Raw genomic sequence first — 16983 nt, forward strand, 5'->3', positions numbered from 1 at the left:
CTGTATCAATGTCCGATACAGCCTTTTTTTATTATATATCAGCTACACGCTAACAAGCACTATTGCACGTAGTTATTTTGCTATTATCAGTTTTTTGGTTTCTACATGCTGGCCGCGTTTAATACGAACCAAATATAGCCCTGCTTTTAGGCCGGCGGTATTAATGGATATCCGGGCTTGTTTTTTATTGAATGGAATAGATGTAATCAATTCACCGGTCATTGTTTCCAGTCGGATTTCCCCTGTAGTGTAATTAAGTTTAACTATTTCGCCGGCAGCAGTTTTATCACTTAGTTCTACTGTGGTGGAGCTTACTGCCGGGTTTGGATAAAGGCTTGAAACGGGCGTTGCTCTTGCTGTTGCCAGGTTACATGGAATAGGAATGGTTCTAACCGATTCCAACGGACCTACTCCGCAATCATTTTTAGGCCTTACGAATATTTCATACACTCCCATCTGCTCGGGAATTAAGGTAAAACCGTTGATATAATAAGGGTCTAATACTTCTATCCCCGTTCCCTGAATACGGTAACCCCATTGGTAGCTTTCTGCCGGAATGCCGGTTGCTTGTGTTAGCGTAAAGGAATAAATGCCGCCCAGCTGGTAACAAAATTCTTCATACGGATAAGCCACTATGTTGTAAGTGGAATAGGGTACGCCTAAAGAAACATTGGTAGATACAGGGAAATTAAGCGTACACCCGGGATAAGCCACAGTAGCTGCAACCGTAGATCCTCCGTTGGAATAAGAGTAGGGGCTAACGGTAGCTGTGCTGCCCGAGGAAGAAATCGCATAATAGCTGTTACTGGTCCAGGTGGCTGCGGCTCCTGTTGGTATGCCCGAAATGGTATAGGTATAGTTGCTGCCGCTGCAAATAGTATATGGGCCACTCATTGTTAATGTGGGTAGATGTCTGTCTATACCGATTGTCAATTCGCCACTTTTATACAAACTGCTGCCACAGCTGTTAGCTGCTCTTATTTTGATTACACCCCCAGTAACCTTATCAGAGGTGATGATTACACTGTTGTTCGATGCTAGCCAGTTACCAGTAGAAGGTTGACCGTTTAATTTCCAGTTGACAGGCAACAGGTACTCGTAAGAGGTAACGGTTCCAAAGCAAGCGCCTGTAACTGTGTTTACAAACTGCCTGTTGGCAAAACTGATAGTAAAGGCGTTTTCCTGGCATATAGGCGCATTTAAAACGGATACATTCGGGTAAATATTGGCACATGCTGAACCGTAGGCTCCGAACAAGGATTTTATTTTGGCAAAGGGAAAGTCAAAAGAGGTGAGCGACCCGGTACTTGCTGCTGTGTAGCTTACCCTGAAAGTTTGTGTTACATTCACATCGGCCAATCTACCAATGAAGGTGAATGTGATAGAGTTAGGAGTTGTTGGATTGGGAATGTTCATGCTCATGACAGCTGAACCGCCCATCGCAAGCACATTTGGGCCACTTCCGGGAACGGTAACGGTGAAGGTGTAATCGCCCGGGCAATATTCATCGTTATTGCTGGGTGAGATGGTTTGTGCAGTTGCTGCTAAAGAGCATACAAGCAGGCAAAAGAGAAGCGTAAATGTTTGTCTCATGGAATTTTTTTAGGTTGAATGATAGGTTGACGTTTGGGTTTCCGTGTTTGGTAGTGTAGCAGTAGCTGAGATACCCTTCAATATACTAAAATGATAGGGGAAAACCCATAGCATTCGCCTGGTAATGCCACAGGTGTGTGAATAAAAGCCGTTGCTCCTGTTGTTTTGTGATATAAGGGGCTGAACTTTGATTTTTTATTAAAAAACCTTGAATCAAGGGGGTGATGGACAAAGAGTGTTACTTTTGCGTCCATTTTATCGTTATAAAGGTGCTACCCATCATGTCCATTAAACCTGCCAGGCGGCTTTTACATCCGCTATTACTCGTATTAGTAAACACCCTTACGCTAACAACCGCCTGTAGTAATAACTCTTCCTCAACAGACAAGGAGAAAACTGACAGTTCTGTTACCAGCAAAAAAAAGAAGGTGACCGACACCGCATTAATTACAGATGAAACCGCTAACAGCGGGTTTGCCTGGAATGCACCTGTGTACGACACCAGCAAAGTGTATATCTATCTTACATTTGACGATGGTCCGCAACACGGCACCATGGGGGTGTATCATATTTGCCGCCAGCTGGGCGTAAAAGCTACCTTTTTTATGGTAGGGCAACATGCCATTGATAAGAAAATGGCGCAGATAGTAGATACTATCCGCTATAGCTATCCACAAATATTGCTGGCCAACCATAGCTATACCCATGCCGGCAACCACTACCAGTATTTTTACCACCATCCGGATTATGCGCTGTCCGACTTTTTAAAAGCGCAAAAAAGCCTGGAGGTGCCTTATAAAATTATACGCCTGCCCGGTAACAGTGCCTGGGTGCGCGACAGTGGAGAGGTGCGTGCTTCTAAAATTGTGAAGCCGGTGAGCCTGTTGCTGGATTCATTGGGTTACAATGTGATTGGCTGGGATCTGGAATGGAACTTTAACCATAAAGACGCACGTCCTGTTCAGCACGTAAGCAGCATGCTGAAAATGATGAATACGGCTGCTGAACGGAAAGAGAGCCATAGCCGCAATCATATTGTGTTGCTGGCGCACGACCGTATGTTTCGCCAGCCACAGGATGCAGATTCTTTACGGTTGTTTATCAGTGAGTTACAAAAGAATCCACATTACGTTTTTGAAACCATTGACAATTACCCCCGCCTGAAAAGGCCCCAATATGAGGGTAATTAATTAACAACTCTTACATTTACTTAATTTGTAATTTCATACCGAAAAAACACACGATTTATTATGGCTTTGTTTCAATCTGACAATCCAACGTTAAGCGAGAAAATCTTTAACAAGTCTATGTCTTTCACCAATGAAGAGACAATGACCGTGCGCGGAACGATGGCTAAATTTGGTTTCTTATTAGTAATGGTATTAGGTGGTGCAGCCTATACCTGGCGCTTATTTAACATAGGCGACATGGATACCATGATGACCTTCTTCTGGATAGGTTTAATTGGTGGTTTGGTAAGTGCACTGGTAATTTCTTTTAAACCCACTACTGCACGTTTCCTGGCTCCTTTATATGGTATACTGGAAGGTTTGGCATTAGGTGCTTTATCAGTTATTGTAAATGCACGTTTTGCAAAAAGCAACCCCGGTATTGTAATGCAGGCGGTAGGCTTAACCTTTGCTGTAGCACTGGTGATGTTTGCTTTGTATAACTTTAGAATTATCAGGGCTACTGCTAAGTTTAAAGCGGTAATGATCTCTGCTACTATAGGTATTGGCCTGTTTTACGTGGTATGCTTCCTGTTTTCTTTATTTGGTGCGCCACTTTCTTTTATGAGTTGGGAAGATGCCAGTTTATTAGGCATTGGTATTAACGTGTTTGTAGCGGCTATTGCTGCGCTGACGCTGATTATGGATTTTGACATGATTGAGCGCGGACAGGAAATGGGTGCCCCTAAACACATGGAATGGTATGGTGCATTTGGCCTGCTGGTAACCCTGGTTTGGTTATACATCCAGATTTTAAAGTTACTGAGCCGCTTAAGCAGCAGCAAAAACTAAGTATTTACTACCAGAATAGTAAGGCCCGGCGGAAAATATTCGCCGGGCTTTTTTGTGCAGGTATGTTATCCTATGATAAATTAACTTTTACAGATTAGCCCTTAGCGGCATAATGGGCTATCTTTAGCCTATCTAAAGTCGCAAGTATGGAGATAATATACACAGCAGCAGCAACAGCTTCAGGAGGCAGGGACGGAAAAGTGACAAGTTCTGATGGTGTATTAAATCTGGATTTACGTATTCCTGCTGCCATGGGTGGCAGCGGTGGTGCTTATACTAACCCGGAGCAATTGTTTGCAGCAGGTTATGCGGCCTGCTTTGACGGCGCTTTACTGCTGGTGGCCAAAACAGCTAAGCTGCCTGCAGGTGATACCCGTGTTACTGCGGAGGTGGGCTTTGGCAAAGAAGACGGCGGTGGTTTTGGACTGGAAATAACCCTGCACGTGCATATACCGGGTGTGGATATGGAAACCGCGCGGTTATTGGCTGCCAAGGCGCATGAAATATGTCCTTTTTCCAACGCTACGCGGGGTAATGTAGATGTAAACCTGGAAGTAACGATATAAAAAGAAACAGGTGTGGTGAAAGCCACACCTGTTTTGTTATAAATAACTGCTACTCTTATTAATCGCCATCCAGCAGGTTGCCTAAGCCACCCAGGATGCTTCCTTCTTCTTTACGTTTGTAAGTGCCGTATTGCATGATGCGGCCAGCTAAGCGGCTAATGGGCAGTGATTGTATCCATACTCTGCCGGGACCGCGCAAGGTGGCAAAGAATACGCCTTCCCCACCAAAAAATGTGTTGCGGATGCCGCCTACAAACTGGATGTCGTAGGTAACGCCGTGTGTAAAGCCTACTAAACAGCCTGTATCCACTTTTAATAATTCACCGGGTTGCAATTCTTTTTCCAGTACGTGGCCGCCAGCATGCATAAAGGCCATGCCATCGCCTTCCAGTTTTTCCATAATAAAGCCTTCACCGCCAAACAAGCCTGTACCCAGCTTACGTTGAAATTCAATGCCTACGCTTACTCCTTTAGCTGCACACAGGAAAGCATCTTTCTGGCATATTACCCGGCCGCCTAGACGTAACAGGTCGAGCGCAATGATTTTACCGGGATAAGGGGAAGCAAAGCTTACATGCTTTTTGCCCTGACCAACGTTGGTAAAAGCGGTCATAAACAGGTTTTCGCCTACCAGCATACGTTTGCCGGCGCTGAATAATTTGCCCAGCAAACCGTTGTTTTGTTGCTGGCTGCCATCACCGAAAATGGTTTGCATGCTAATGCCGTCGTCCATCATCATAAAGGCACCGGGCTCGGCTACGGCTGTTTCGTTGGGGTCCAGTTCTATTTCTACATACTGCATTTCTTCCCCGATAATGCGGTAGTCTATTTCGTGATTATTGATCATGGTAATGTGTTTGTTTATGGTTTGTGTGTGATATGTTGACGTATCAATTTTAGTTCGTCCAGTATTTCCTGCAATAATGTGTTGGGTATATCCGCTCCGCTATCATGCAGGGCTATCAAAGAATCTTTGTTTTGCAAGTTTCTTTTAAGTTGCTGCTTGTAGTTGATAGCGCCGGGCTGTTGCTGCCAGTCCGGATGCTGGCTTAAATCGGTTCGCAACAGGTCGTCTACCGAAACGTTGAAATAAGTGGCAATCTGTAACAGCGTTTGGATAGACGGTTCTGTTTTACCGTTTTCATAATTGCTCCAGGTGGCGCGGGATATGCCAAGGGCATCCTGCATTCCTTCCTGTTGCAGCTTGCGGTGTTTTCGCAAAATGTATAAGTTACCTGGCAAATAATTCAAAGCAATATTCAATTTTAATAGTAAAAATGCTGAATAAAATTTGAAATTCAAATAAAATGAAAATATCTTTGAAGTGCTTACTACTTACTTCTCCCTCCGGCAAATGCGGGCGTTAATCTTAGTACTAATTTACTTTGATTACGCATATAACATCTTTTTCGTGGTACATACTAAATAAAAATTGTTATATGAATGAACAGTCTACCTCTTTCCGGTATTTAACCAGCCAGCAGTTACAACAACCTTCCCTGGCCATCGAAGAATTTTTCGATTATTTTAATTTGCCGGCCAGTTATCAACATCTGTGGCAGTTTGCCAAAGCCTGCATTGGCAGCGAATATTCAGATGGGTTAACAGCCCTGCAACGAAGTGAAATTGTTTTCTTTTACGAAAAACTGGGGGCTTTAATAGAAGCGGTTTCTATTATACACCCTTTTCCAGCTCCTGCACGTGTAGTGGCATTTACACCCGCTACCGCAGCATAATATAAATGCCCCGGTTTGCAGCCGGGGCATTTATATGTTTATCTGTTAAAACCAGCTGCCTATAAAGGCTTCGTTTACCCGTTGGTTGTGTAGTTTTCTACGGCGTCTTGCCTTTACCCATCTGTGTCTGATTAATGTAACAGACATTAACAACAGGAAGATGGGGGTTAATGGCGGTATGCCCAGCATAGAAATCCATTTGCCACCATACATACTACGCATGGGTCTTCTTAATCTTTCTGCTATCAGGTACATGCTTGGTACAATAATCAGCGTCATGAAAAATGCGAAGATGAGACCGAAGATGATGGTCCAGCATAAAGGTTTCCAGAACACCACGTTATCGCCACCAAAGAAGATGTGTGGGTTTAACTCGGCAAACAGGGTAACGAAGTTGATGTTAAAGCCTACTGCAATAGGTATGAAACCTAATATTGCGGCCACGGCTGTTAACAATACCGGGATGATACGTGTTTTACCTGCCTGTATTACCGCTTCGCGTGTACGCAGGCCACGGGCGCGTAACTCATCGGTAAACTCAATCACCAATATCCCGTTTTTAATGACAATACCTGCCAGTCCTAATATACCTACACCGGTCATTACTACAGATACTTCCATTCCAAAAATGGAGAAGCCCAGCAGCACACCAATAATACTAAATATGATTTCGGTAAGAATGATCACCGATTTGCTAATGCTGTTAAACTGTAACACCAGGATAAACAATATCAGCATTAAGGCTACTATTAACGCGCTTCCCAGGAAGGAGCCTGTTTCGGCCTGTTGCTCGCCTTCGCCGGTTTGCTTAAGCGTTACACCATCTGCTTTGCCTTTGAAGTTATCCAGGTGGCCTTTGATAACTGTGTTTATTTCGGTAGGGGTATAACCGGATAGCACGTTACTGCGTACTGTGATCATACGCTTCTGGTTCTTCCGTTTTACACTACCCAGTGTGTTGGTAAGATCGAATGTTACTACGTTGCTGATAGGAATGCTTTTAAAGCCGCCGGTTGCCAGGTCGCGGAAATAGATGCGCATGTTTAACAGGTCGGCCAGACTTTTACGTTGTAATTCCTGGTTACGTAACTGAATTTTATATTCATCCTTCCCTTCTTTTATCTTAGACACTTCACGGCCAAACAAGGCTGTTCTTATCTGCTGCCCTATCTGTGCAGAAGATACGCCTTCAATTAAAGCACGCTCGCGGTTAACGGTTAAGGTTACTTCGGGATTCTTTAAATCAATATCCAGTTTTAATTCTTCCACACCAGCCACCTGTATACTATCCAGGTAGTTTTTCAGGGATACTGCTGTTTTAATTAAGCCGTCGAAGTCTTCGCTGGCTACTTCAATATTCACCGGCGGATCGGTTGGCGGACCACTTTGTTCCTGGTCAACCGATATTTCTGCGCCGGGTACACCTTTCATTACTTTACGTATAGAATCAAGATAAGGTGCCGTGCTGGTGCCTTCCCTTTTTTCATATTCCACAAAGGATACTTGTATACGGCCCAGTTCGGAACGGGTGCTTCTGTCGCCGCTGGTAGGATCGCTGGCACCTACGGCCACGTTGGTGATAACACTTTCCACCACATGGTTGTGTTTGCCGTTTTCCATGCCCAGCACTTTGTATACCCGCTTTTCCAGTTCGCTTGTAACAGAGTCGGTATATTCCACGGCAGTACCTACAGGCAGCTTCAGGTAAACATATACCTGGTTGGGATCTCCTTTAGGAAAAAATACCACCGGTACTTTGCGTATGCCAAAGAACACGAATGAAAACACCAGTAGGCCAAAGGTGGCTAACAGCAGGTAGGCAGGGCGCCAGCCTTTTAATGCCCAGCGTAACAGGTTTTCGTAATGGCTCATGATCCATGGCAAGGCCCTGTTCTGGAAGGCATGAATAGCATCATCAAATACATACTTGTTCAGTATTACCAGGAACATAAAGAAGATTAACAGGTTGCCCCAGAAGGTGGCACCGGCTAAGTCCAGTAAGATGCCTACTGCTATAGCAATCCAGAAGCCTGGCTTTTTAAACATAGCCGACTTGGGTGGCTTTTCTTCCCCTTCCGGATGGTTCATAAAGTCAACGGCAAATACCGGGTTCATAATAAACGCTACCACTAACGAAGCGGCCAGTGTAAATATGAGCATGGTAGGCAGGTAAATCATAAATTTACCAATGATGCCGGGCCAGAATAATAGTGGGAAGAAAGGCGCGAGGGTGGTGAGCGTACCTGCCAGCACCGGCACAAACACTTCGCCGGCAGCCATCATAGCCGAGGTTTCGGTTTTTATTTTGCCCTTGCCTTCGGTAAAGATGCGGTGTGTGTTTTCAATGACCACAATGGCATCGTCTACTATAATACCCAAACCAAACAACAGGGCAAACAGCACAATAAAGTTGAGGGTTACGTGACCGCCTACTATGATATCTGCGGCTGGTAAGAACACGAAGGCCACAAACATACTCAGTGGTACCGACAAGGCCACGAAGAAGGCGTTGACCACGCCCATAAAGAACATAAGGATAATTAATACCAGAACAAAGCCAATAACGATAGAGTTTACCAGCTCGTTAAAGGAGGCTTTGGTTTTAATGCTCAGGTCACCGGTAACTACTACTTTCAGGTCTTTAGGAAAAACAGTAGCCCGCATTTCATCCACCGCTTTCTTTACTTCATCAGAAGTTTCAATCAGGTTTTCGCCCGAACGTTTGATGATGTTAAGGGTTACTACGTTTTTGCCATCCAGGCGTGCATAGCTTTCCCGGTCTTTAATGGTGTCTTTAATAACAGCAATATCTTTGAGGTAAATGGTTTTTCCCTGACCATTACGCAGCACTACCTTTTCAATATCAAAGGCCGTTTTAAACTGGCCTTTCAATTGCAGGTTACGCTTCATATTGCCTACATCCAGCAAACCGCCGGATATATCCATGTTCTCGCGTTGTACCGCATTGGCAATATCATCAAACGTGATATTAGCTCCTTGCATGCGGTAATTATCTACGTTAATCTGGAATTCACGCTCAGGAGCACCTACCAAATCTACACGGTTAATTTGTGTAAGATCTTCCAGGCGGTCTTTCATATCATCTGCATACTTCTTTAAACGCTGCTGATCGTAATCGCCACTAATGTTCACGTACATCACCGGCTGATCACTTATACTCACTTCCAGTGCAGTAGGCTCCTGGGTTAAATCGGTAGGTAAATCCTGTTTGGCTTTATCTATCGCATCTTTCACTTTTTGCAGGGCGATGTCGGTTTTTACCCGTGTGTCAAATTCCACTATAATGGCGGAATAGTCCTGCTGCGAGGTACTGGTGAATTTTTTAATCTTAGCGCCGGTAATGCCTTTGATCTGTTTTTCAATAGGGCGTGTTACCAGGTTTTCCATATCCTTTGGAGAGTTACCCACATATATGGTAGATACATAGATAGTAGGTATAACGATGTCGGGAAACTGTTCTTTCGGTAACGTAAGAAACTGGAAAATGCCCCCCAAACTTACCATAAGCATCAGCAGGTAAATGGAGGTTTTATTTTTAATGCTCCAGGTAGTGGGTTTAAAATGTTTAAACTTACCTGTGAAATTGTCTAATGCGCTCATAACAATAAATGTTGCGTGTTGAATGCTGTTTAATAACGAACACAGGTATTAGTGGGTAGTAATGAGCTGCCCATCGTATAAACTTTGATAACCATCGGTGATGATAACATCACCCGCCTGTAAACCGGTTTTAATTTCAATTCTATCGCCGTACAGTTCACCTGCCTGTACAACACGCTTTTTAGCACGCAGCTTGCCTTTTTCGTTAATGGCTACCAGCAGGAATTTGCCTTTTTCATCTGTTTGTAAAGTGTTGATAGGGGCAGTAGTGGCAGCAGCTGTAGTATAGTCCTGAATTTTCACCAGGGCTACCTGGTTGGGCTTAAACTCTTTGCTATCGGGCAAATGTGCTTCAATATAGAAAGAACGGCTGTTGGCATCAATCAACTGGCCTGAAAGTGAAATACGGGCAGTAATGCTTTTGTTGATGTCGGGAAACACTACTTCCAGCTTATCGCCTTCTTTTACTTTACCCTGGTAGTTTTCAGGTACCTGTGCAGTTACTTTCAGGTTGCTGGTGTTTACCAGTTTAATACCGCTGGTAGGCTGGCCGGTAAACAGTTCACCTACACGAATATTTACTTCTTCTGCTACGCCATCCATATCGGCGTACACATTGCTGAAACTAAGTTGTTCCTTAGCCAGGTCCAGCTGACGTTGTGCCTGGTCTACATTATTTTTGGCGGTGATCAGTTCCACTTCGGTGCCTATGTTTTCTTTCCACAGGTTGTTTCTGCGTTCATACAGGTTTTGTGCATAAGCCAGTTGTGTTTCCTGTTGTGCAATTTGTTTGCGGGCAATGGCATCATCCAGTTTCAATAACAGCTGGCCTTTATGCACACGTTCGCCTTTTTTTACATACACTCCTTTTACCTGCCCACCGGTTCCGTTGCGGGGAGATACATAAGCAATATTCTCTGCATCCACTTTGCCCTGCAGTTCAATGAAATGGCTGAAAGGAGTGGTTTTAATAGTATCCAGGCTTACCAGTTTAGGCTTTTCCGGCACAGCGTTGGGATCGAGTTTAGCTACCTCGGCTTCCAGTTTGGTTATGTCATCAACAAGCGAAGCCTGCTTTGATTTTAACTCGGCTAACTCTTTCTTTTTTGCGGCAAGCGGATCTTTTTCTTTACAGCCCCAGGTAGTAACGGTAAAGGCAGTAAGGAGTATAGATAAGGTAATTACTTTTTGCATATAATTCGGTTGATAATGGTTATTGTAATTGGCCGGTGGCTTTTAAATAATCTATACGGGCTATGATAGCATCGTACAGGGAAGAGATATAGTTGCTTTGTGCAATGCGCAGTTCGGTTTGCGTATTGGTAAGATCGGTGCTGGAAGCCAGCCCGGACTCATACTTCTTGCGTGTTTGGGTATATACGCTTTCTGCGAGCGCCATGTTCTTCTTCTGGTTATCAATAGTAAGAATGGATGTTCTGAAGTCGTTCCTGGCTTTGAATACATCCTGGTCTATGCTAAGTTTAAGCGATTCGGTCTGGTTCTGGCTTTGTTGTAATTGCAACCTGGCTTTTGCTATATTGGCGCTTTTGCTGAATCCATTGAAGATGGGAACGTTCAGACTCAAACCAATGTAGGAGCTGGCATACCAGGGCTCATTGCTAAACATGTCAAACTTGTTACGAAAGGCATTTTCGCTGTAGTTGGCATTGAAGCTAAGTGTAGGTAAATAGCCCATGCGCAGGCTTTTGATGTTGTATTCATACAGGCTTTGTGTTAACTGTAAAGCCTGGAAGTCTTTTCTGTCACTATATTTATAAATGCCGGCATCCAGTGCGCCTGCTTTTATTTCCTCGTCGGTGATTACATCGGTAAGTGCGAGTGAGTCAGTAGGGGGCATGCCTATTAATACTTTCAGACCTAAATAGCCATTAGTGATGGTATTCTCTGTTTTTATTTTTTCAGTTTGCAGGTTAGACAACTGTACCGATGCCCTGTCTACATCCAGCTTCTCTGCAAAGCCGTTTTCGTTCATCAGCTTTGTATCGTGTACCAGTTTTTCCAGCTTTTCAATATTGGCATTTATTTGTTCCATCTGGGTTTTGCTCACCACCAGTTGGTAATACACCTTGTAAATATTGGCGCGGATATTCTCTTCTGTTATTTCAGCGTTTTTGGTAGACAAATCAATGGAGGTTTTGCGGGCCTGGAGACCAACAAACACTTGTCCATCGAACAATACCTGCTGTAAGGTGATGCTGCCGGAAGCGGTATACTTGGTAGAAAAAGAAAAAGGTATAAGGGTACCGGGAGGTGCGCCGGTGCCGGGGAAATTATCACTGGAAGCAACTGTTACAGGAAGTTTCAGATAGTCCGTGAAATTGCCTGAACCGTTAATGCGGGGCAAGGCCTGTGCAGTGGTTACCCGGTTACTTTCTTTTTGAACCTGAATATCCAGCAGTGCATTTTTCACTTGCACATTGTGACTTTTGGCATAGTCAATCGTTTGCCGCACACTCATCTGGTGTACTTCGGGAGACGGAGGGGGCTGTGTTTGCGCCAGCACTCCTGTGCATAACAGGCTGCTGAGTAACACCATGCCGTTCCTTGCTGTAATCATAATATTATCCTTTTTTGCTTTCACGTTGTTGGTTATATTTTTGAATAAGCTTAACCCCTTTAGGGCTGGCTAAGCCATAAGCATAAAGCAATAGCAATTGAATTTCCACTTCCAGCACATTAAACTTGTTGTGCGGGAATGTGTTGGCATCCAGCGATAACATGGCGGTGCCTATTCTAAACCTGCTTACTATTTCTATATCCACATCTGCCCGGTATACTTCTTCTTTTATTCCCCGCACTACATTATCCCTCACGTACTGGTACATGTAGTTGTTTTTAAAATCGAGATATCTCTTAAAGGTTTGCGGGTGATATTTTTCCAGGTCGTACAGTACGAAAGGGTTCATGGTTTTAAGAAACTCCTGCATCATGTCCATCGCCAGAAACAGCTCGTGTATGGCATTATCGGCCCGTTCTTTATCGGTCAGGCAATCGGTGCTACACTTACTGAACAATTGGTCAAACACAGAATAAACCAGTTCATCTTTATCGGTAAAAGACTGGTAAATAGTTTTTTTAGACATGCCCAGCTGACTGGCGATTTCGTCCATAGTAATACTGCGAACGCCAAAACGTAGAAATAGCTCCTCTGCTTTCTCGCTGATCCTTTCCTTTATTTCCATAGTATTGTTTTAGGCAAAAAACAGGCAACAGGTTGCTGCTGTGCTGTTTTCCTGAATTAAAACTATGGAAACTTTTTTGTGGCTGTAAGTTTCCGTGTTGTTTTTAAGGTTGAATGGCGATATAGAGGGATGAGTGTGTACTTTTACGTCAAATTATCACGGATGTCAATGGGGTTCAAACGGATACTGGTTATTTTTCGCTGGCGCAGGTTTTTGCAGCTGTTTTTACAGGGGCTGGTGGTGCTGGCACCTATTGTTATTACCGTGTATGCAGTTGTAACACTGTTCAACACTATTGATAATATACTGCCCAATATTATTCACAGCCTGTTTCCGCATGTGCTGGAGCATAATTCTACCGGTGAACTGGAAAGAACACCGGGGCTGGGGTTTGTGGTGGTAATATTAATTGTGCTGCTGGTGGGCTGGATTTCCTCTTCTTTTGTAGTCACCCGCCTGGTACATATATTAGATAAGGTGCTGGAAAAAACACCGGGCGTACGCTTTATTTATACTTCGGTAAAGGATTTTATGGAAGCTTTTGCCGGCAATAAAAAGAAGTTTGACCAGCCGGTGCTGGTAAATGTAGATGGTCCGGACATTTGGCGGGTGGGGTTTTTAACCCAGGAAAGCGCGGCGCATTTTGAACTGGAAGATTATGTGGTGGTATATGTGCCGCATTCTTACGCTATTTCCGGCATCACCTACCTGGTACCCCGTTATAAAGTAAAGCCGATTAAAAATACTGGCGCCTCCGATGCGATGAAATTTGTAGTGTCGGGCGGGGTAACTCATGTGGATTAATCGCAGGTGCTATACTAACAAGCCTTTGTTTCAAATCACTTACTTTGCAGCTCTAATTTGATGAAATGAAAATGCATAATTTCAATTCAGGGCCTTCGATTTTGCCACAGGAAGTACTCGCCGAAGCCGCAAATGCCATTCACAACTTTAATAACACCGGTTTGTCTATCCTGGAAATAGGCCACCGTACCAGTTATTTTGAAGCTGTTTTACACGAAGCGCAGCAACATGTAAAATCGCTGATGGGGTTGGGAAATGACTATGAAGTGCTGTATTTGCACGGCGGAGCTACCACGCAATTTATGCAGGTGCCCATGAATTTACTGGACGCGAATGCAACTGCTGCTTATTGTGACAACGGTATCTGGGGTAACAAAGCTATTAAGGAAGCCAAACTGTTTGGCAATGTAGCCGTGGCTGCTTCTTCGGCCGATAAAAACCATACTTATATTAATAAGCAGCTGAACATTCCTGCCAACAGCGCTTATTTACACTATACTACCAATAACACTGTAGAAGGTACACAATGGCATCATATTCCCGACACAGAGGTTCCTGTGATTGCGGATATGAGCAGTGATATCTTTTGCCGTCCGATGGACTTTAACCGTTTCTCGCTTATTTATGCCGGCGCTCAGAAAAATATGGGTGCAGCGGGTGTAACACTTACGGTGATTAAGAAAGATATCTTAGGCAAAATAAGCAGAGCCATCCCTCCTATTATGGATTACCGCAAGCATATTGAAGCGGATGCGTTGTTAAACACGCCACCGGTATTTGCGGTATATGTGAGCATGCTTACCCTGCGATGGATTGTGAATAATGGCGGCCTGGTTGCTATGGAGCAAAAAGCGAAAGAGCGGGCAGACCTGTTATATAACGCACTGGATGCACAACCGCTGTTTACGCCTACCGTGGCCAGAGAAGACCGCAGCCTGATGAATGCCGTATTTGTGTTGCCTACGCCAGAGCTGGAAAAAGAATTCCTGGACCTGTGCAAACAGCAAGGTATGGTAGGTGTGAAGGGACACCGCAGTGTAGGTGGTTTACGCGTATCGATGTACAACGCATTGCCTTTGAGCAGCGTACAGGCGTTTTGCGACCTGATGACCGATTTTTCCAACAAACATGCTTAACTTAATTACTACTTACAATAATGGCAATTATTAAACCATTTAAGGCTTTACGCCCACAGGCTCAACTGGCTAAACAAATAGCCAGCAAACCATACGATGTATTGAACAGCCAGGAGGCAAAAGTGGAAACACAGGGTAATCCTAACTCTTTTTTACATATCACTAAAAGTGAAATAGATCTTCCTGAATCGGTAGATATTCACGACGCGCAGGTGTATGAAAAAGCTAAGGAAAACCTGGAGGCTTTTATTAAAAGAGAATTGCTGTTCAGAGAAGAGAAAGATTGCTATTATATATACCAGCTGATTATGAATGGCAGAAGCCAGACAGGGCTGGTGTGCGCAAGCAGTGTGGATGATTACGAAAACGACATTATTAAAAAGCATGAGTTTACCCGCCCCGAAAAAGAGCAGGACCGTATTAACCATATCAAAACTACCGGCGCACAAACAGGTAACGTGTTTTTAGCCTATCGCAACCATGCAGGCATTGACGCCCTGGTGGAGAAGTGGAAGGAAACAAAGAACCCGGTATACGATTTTACTGCGGACGATAACATTCAGCATACTATCTGGATTGTAAACGACGAAAAAGCGGTAGAAGAAATAGCCACCCTATTTGAGAAAGAAGTGCCTTGTACCTACATTGCCGATGGTCACCACCGTGCTGCTTCTGCCGCTAAGGTGCGTAAAGCAATTGGCAGCGGTGCCAAAGAGGGAGCCAACTATTTCCTTACTACGTTGTTTCCTTCTAACCAGTTGTATATTATGGATTACAACCGGTTAGCAAAGGATTTGAATGGTTTGTCGAAGGCGGATTTTCTGAAACGTTTAGAAGACAAATTTGTGTTAACACCTGCATCGGGTGCTGTGCATCCTGCACAATTACATGAATTTGGCATGTATTTAGACGGTACCTGGTACAAATTGACTTCGAAACCAGCTACTTACACCGAAGATCCGATTGGAATACTGGACGTAAGTGTGTTACAAAATAATATATTGTCTGAGTTGCTTGGGATTAACGACCCGCGTACAGATAAGCGCATTGATTTTGTAGGAGGTATCAGGGGACTGGGCGAACTGGAAAAAAGAGTGAACAGTGGTGAATGGGCTGTTGCCTTTAGTTTATACCCGGTAAGCATTGACCAGTTGTTTGCCATTGCCGACAGTGGTAACGTAATGCCACCCAAAAGCACCTGGTTTGAGCCGAAGTTGAGAGATGGTTTATTAACGCATCTGATTTACGAATAGAACTATGAATATGATAAAACGAGTGCTGGTATTATTGGCATGTGCAGGCGTCGGCTTTATAGCCAGGGCGCAGGATGGTGACGGTAGTTTGCATGAAAAAGGAAAAGCCTTTTTAAAGAAAGGGGATTACGAAAATGCCATTATGGTATTGAACCGTGCTGCCGACCAGGAACCACGCAATGTGAACATTCGCAAAGATCTTGCCTTTGCTTACTATTTGCAGAAAGACTATTCACATGCCATAGAAGTAGGGAAAAAGCTGGTAGATGCTTATCCTGACGAAACCGGTTACCAGACCCTGGGTTTAAGTTACAAGGCCATTGCGGAATATACTGAATGCGAAAAGCTGTATAAGAAGGGATTGAAAAAGTATCCTAAAAGCGGTGTGCTGTATAACGAGTGGGGCGAACTATACGCCATGCAACACAAGCTGGAACAGGCTATTGTGTATTGGGAAAAAGGTATTGAAGCAGACCCCAACATCAGCACCAATTATTATAACGCGGCCAGGTATTACGACGAAAAAGACAACCTGTTATGGGCGGTAATTTACGGCGAAATTTTCCTGAACATTGAAAGCCTGAGCCAGCGCACGGTGATTATGAAAAATATTGTAAAGGATGACTATAAGATATTGTTTCTGAAGCCTACGCTGCTCAATGCTTATATAACTAAAGGCACGCCTTTTACCAAGGCCATTGCCGAAACCTTTAGCAAGTTTACAGAGGTTACTTCGGATGGTATCACTACTGAATCGTTAACCAACTTACGTTCTAAGTTTATACTGGAGTGGTTTAAACAATATGCTACACAGTATCCTTACCGTTTGTTCGATCATCAGCGTCAGCTGCTGCAGGAAGGTATATTTGGCGCTTATAACAACTGGTTGTTTACCGCTGCTTCCAGCCCCGATGCCTACCAGGCATGGATGAAAGCTCATGAAGAAGAGAGCAATAACTTTGCGAAGCTGCAACAAAGCAGGGTGTTTAAAGTTCCGGAAGGACAGTATTACGCGCATTAGTAAACAATGTGTTAAGGATAAAGGAAAAG

Annotated in this window: 15 protein-coding genes; 8 read left to right on the top strand and 7 right to left on the bottom strand. The window is 44.0% G+C overall.

The window, feature by feature from the left end:
* Positions 1–72: 72 nt before the first annotated feature.
* On the bottom strand, positions 73–1593 hold the full coding sequence (locus FLA_RS29190) for a T9SS type A sorting domain-containing protein (RefSeq protein WP_084206074.1): 1521 nt from the start codon (positions 1591–1593) through the stop codon (positions 73–75).
* 281 nt (positions 1594–1874) lie between these two features.
* Between FLA_RS29190 and FLA_RS29195 the strand changes: the two genes are divergently transcribed.
* The 3 genes from FLA_RS29195 (at position 1875) to FLA_RS29205 (ending at position 4180) form a co-directional block, all read left to right on the top strand.
* Positions 1875–2783 carry a polysaccharide deacetylase family protein gene (locus FLA_RS29195; protein ID WP_076377007.1) on the top strand — a complete coding sequence of 303 codons (909 nt, stop codon included), beginning with the start codon at positions 1875–1877 and terminating at the stop codon, positions 2781–2783.
* A 60-nt stretch (positions 2784–2843) separates the two neighbouring features.
* The gene (locus tag FLA_RS29200) at positions 2844–3614 is read left to right on the top strand and encodes a Bax inhibitor-1/YccA family protein (protein WP_076377009.1); all 771 of its coding nucleotides are present in this window, start codon (positions 2844–2846) and stop codon (positions 3612–3614) included.
* 146 nt (positions 3615–3760) lie between these two features.
* Entirely contained in the window at positions 3761–4180 is a 420-nt protein-coding gene (locus FLA_RS29205; RefSeq protein ID WP_076377011.1) for an organic hydroperoxide resistance protein, read from the top strand.
* Positions 4181–4238: 58 nt separating this feature from the next.
* Here the strand turns inward: FLA_RS29205 and FLA_RS29210 are convergent, their stop codons facing one another.
* On the bottom strand, positions 4239–5027 hold the full coding sequence (locus tag FLA_RS29210; protein WP_197705837.1) for a TIGR00266 family protein: 789 nt from the start codon (positions 5025–5027) through the stop codon (positions 4239–4241).
* A gap of 14 nt (positions 5028–5041) precedes the next feature.
* Entirely contained in the window at positions 5042–5401 is a 360-nt protein-coding gene (locus tag FLA_RS29215; RefSeq protein WP_144263983.1) for a helix-turn-helix domain-containing protein, read from the bottom strand.
* A gap of 218 nt (positions 5402–5619) precedes the next feature.
* On the opposite strand from FLA_RS29215, the gene FLA_RS29220 reads away from it, so the two are divergent.
* A complete protein-coding gene (locus FLA_RS29220) occupies positions 5620–5916 on the top strand; it encodes a hypothetical protein (RefSeq protein ID WP_076377015.1) in 297 nt (98 codons plus the stop codon).
* Between the two features lie 45 nt (positions 5917–5961).
* Here the strand turns inward: FLA_RS29220 and FLA_RS29225 are convergent, their stop codons facing one another.
* Genes FLA_RS29225 through FLA_RS29240 form a run of 4 tightly spaced genes read right to left on the bottom strand, consistent with a single transcriptional unit; the run spans position 5962 to position 12740 of the window.
* Positions 5962–9537, bottom strand: a complete 3576-nt coding sequence (locus FLA_RS29225; protein WP_076377017.1) for an efflux RND transporter permease subunit — start codon at positions 9535–9537, stop codon at positions 5962–5964.
* Between the two features lie 48 nt (positions 9538–9585).
* Positions 9586–10731, bottom strand: a complete 1146-nt coding sequence (locus FLA_RS29230; RefSeq protein WP_076377019.1) for an efflux RND transporter periplasmic adaptor subunit — start codon at positions 10729–10731, stop codon at positions 9586–9588.
* A gap of 19 nt (positions 10732–10750) precedes the next feature.
* Complete coding sequence (locus FLA_RS29235; RefSeq protein WP_076377426.1) at positions 10751–12115, bottom strand: TolC family protein; 1365 nt, start codon at positions 12113–12115, stop codon at positions 10751–10753.
* Positions 12116–12119: 4 nt separating this feature from the next.
* Positions 12120–12740, bottom strand: coding sequence for a TetR/AcrR family transcriptional regulator (locus FLA_RS29240; RefSeq protein ID WP_084206076.1), 621 nt, complete (start codon positions 12738–12740; stop codon positions 12120–12122).
* A gap of 162 nt (positions 12741–12902) precedes the next feature.
* Here FLA_RS29240 and FLA_RS29245 point away from each other — a divergent pair, with 162 nt between their 5' ends.
* The 4 genes from FLA_RS29245 (at position 12903) to FLA_RS29260 (ending at position 16954) form a co-directional block, all read left to right on the top strand.
* Positions 12903–13544, top strand: coding sequence for a DUF502 domain-containing protein (locus FLA_RS29245; RefSeq protein WP_084206077.1), 642 nt, complete (start codon positions 12903–12905; stop codon positions 13542–13544).
* Positions 13545–13609: 65 nt separating this feature from the next.
* Entirely contained in the window at positions 13610–14680 is a 1071-nt protein-coding gene (serC, locus tag FLA_RS29250) for a 3-phosphoserine/phosphohydroxythreonine transaminase (protein WP_076377023.1), read from the top strand.
* A 20-nt stretch (positions 14681–14700) separates the two neighbouring features.
* Entirely contained in the window at positions 14701–15933 is a 1233-nt protein-coding gene (locus FLA_RS29255) for a DUF1015 domain-containing protein (RefSeq protein ID WP_076377025.1), read from the top strand.
* A 10-nt stretch (positions 15934–15943) separates the two neighbouring features.
* Positions 15944–16954, top strand: coding sequence for a tetratricopeptide repeat protein (locus tag FLA_RS29260; protein WP_076377430.1), 1011 nt, complete (start codon positions 15944–15946; stop codon positions 16952–16954).
* Positions 16955–16983 lie beyond the last annotated feature (29 nt).

It is taken from the genome of Filimonas lacunae (assembly GCF_002355595.1).
GTDB classification, from domain to species: domain Bacteria; phylum Bacteroidota; class Bacteroidia; order Chitinophagales; family Chitinophagaceae; genus Filimonas; species Filimonas lacunae.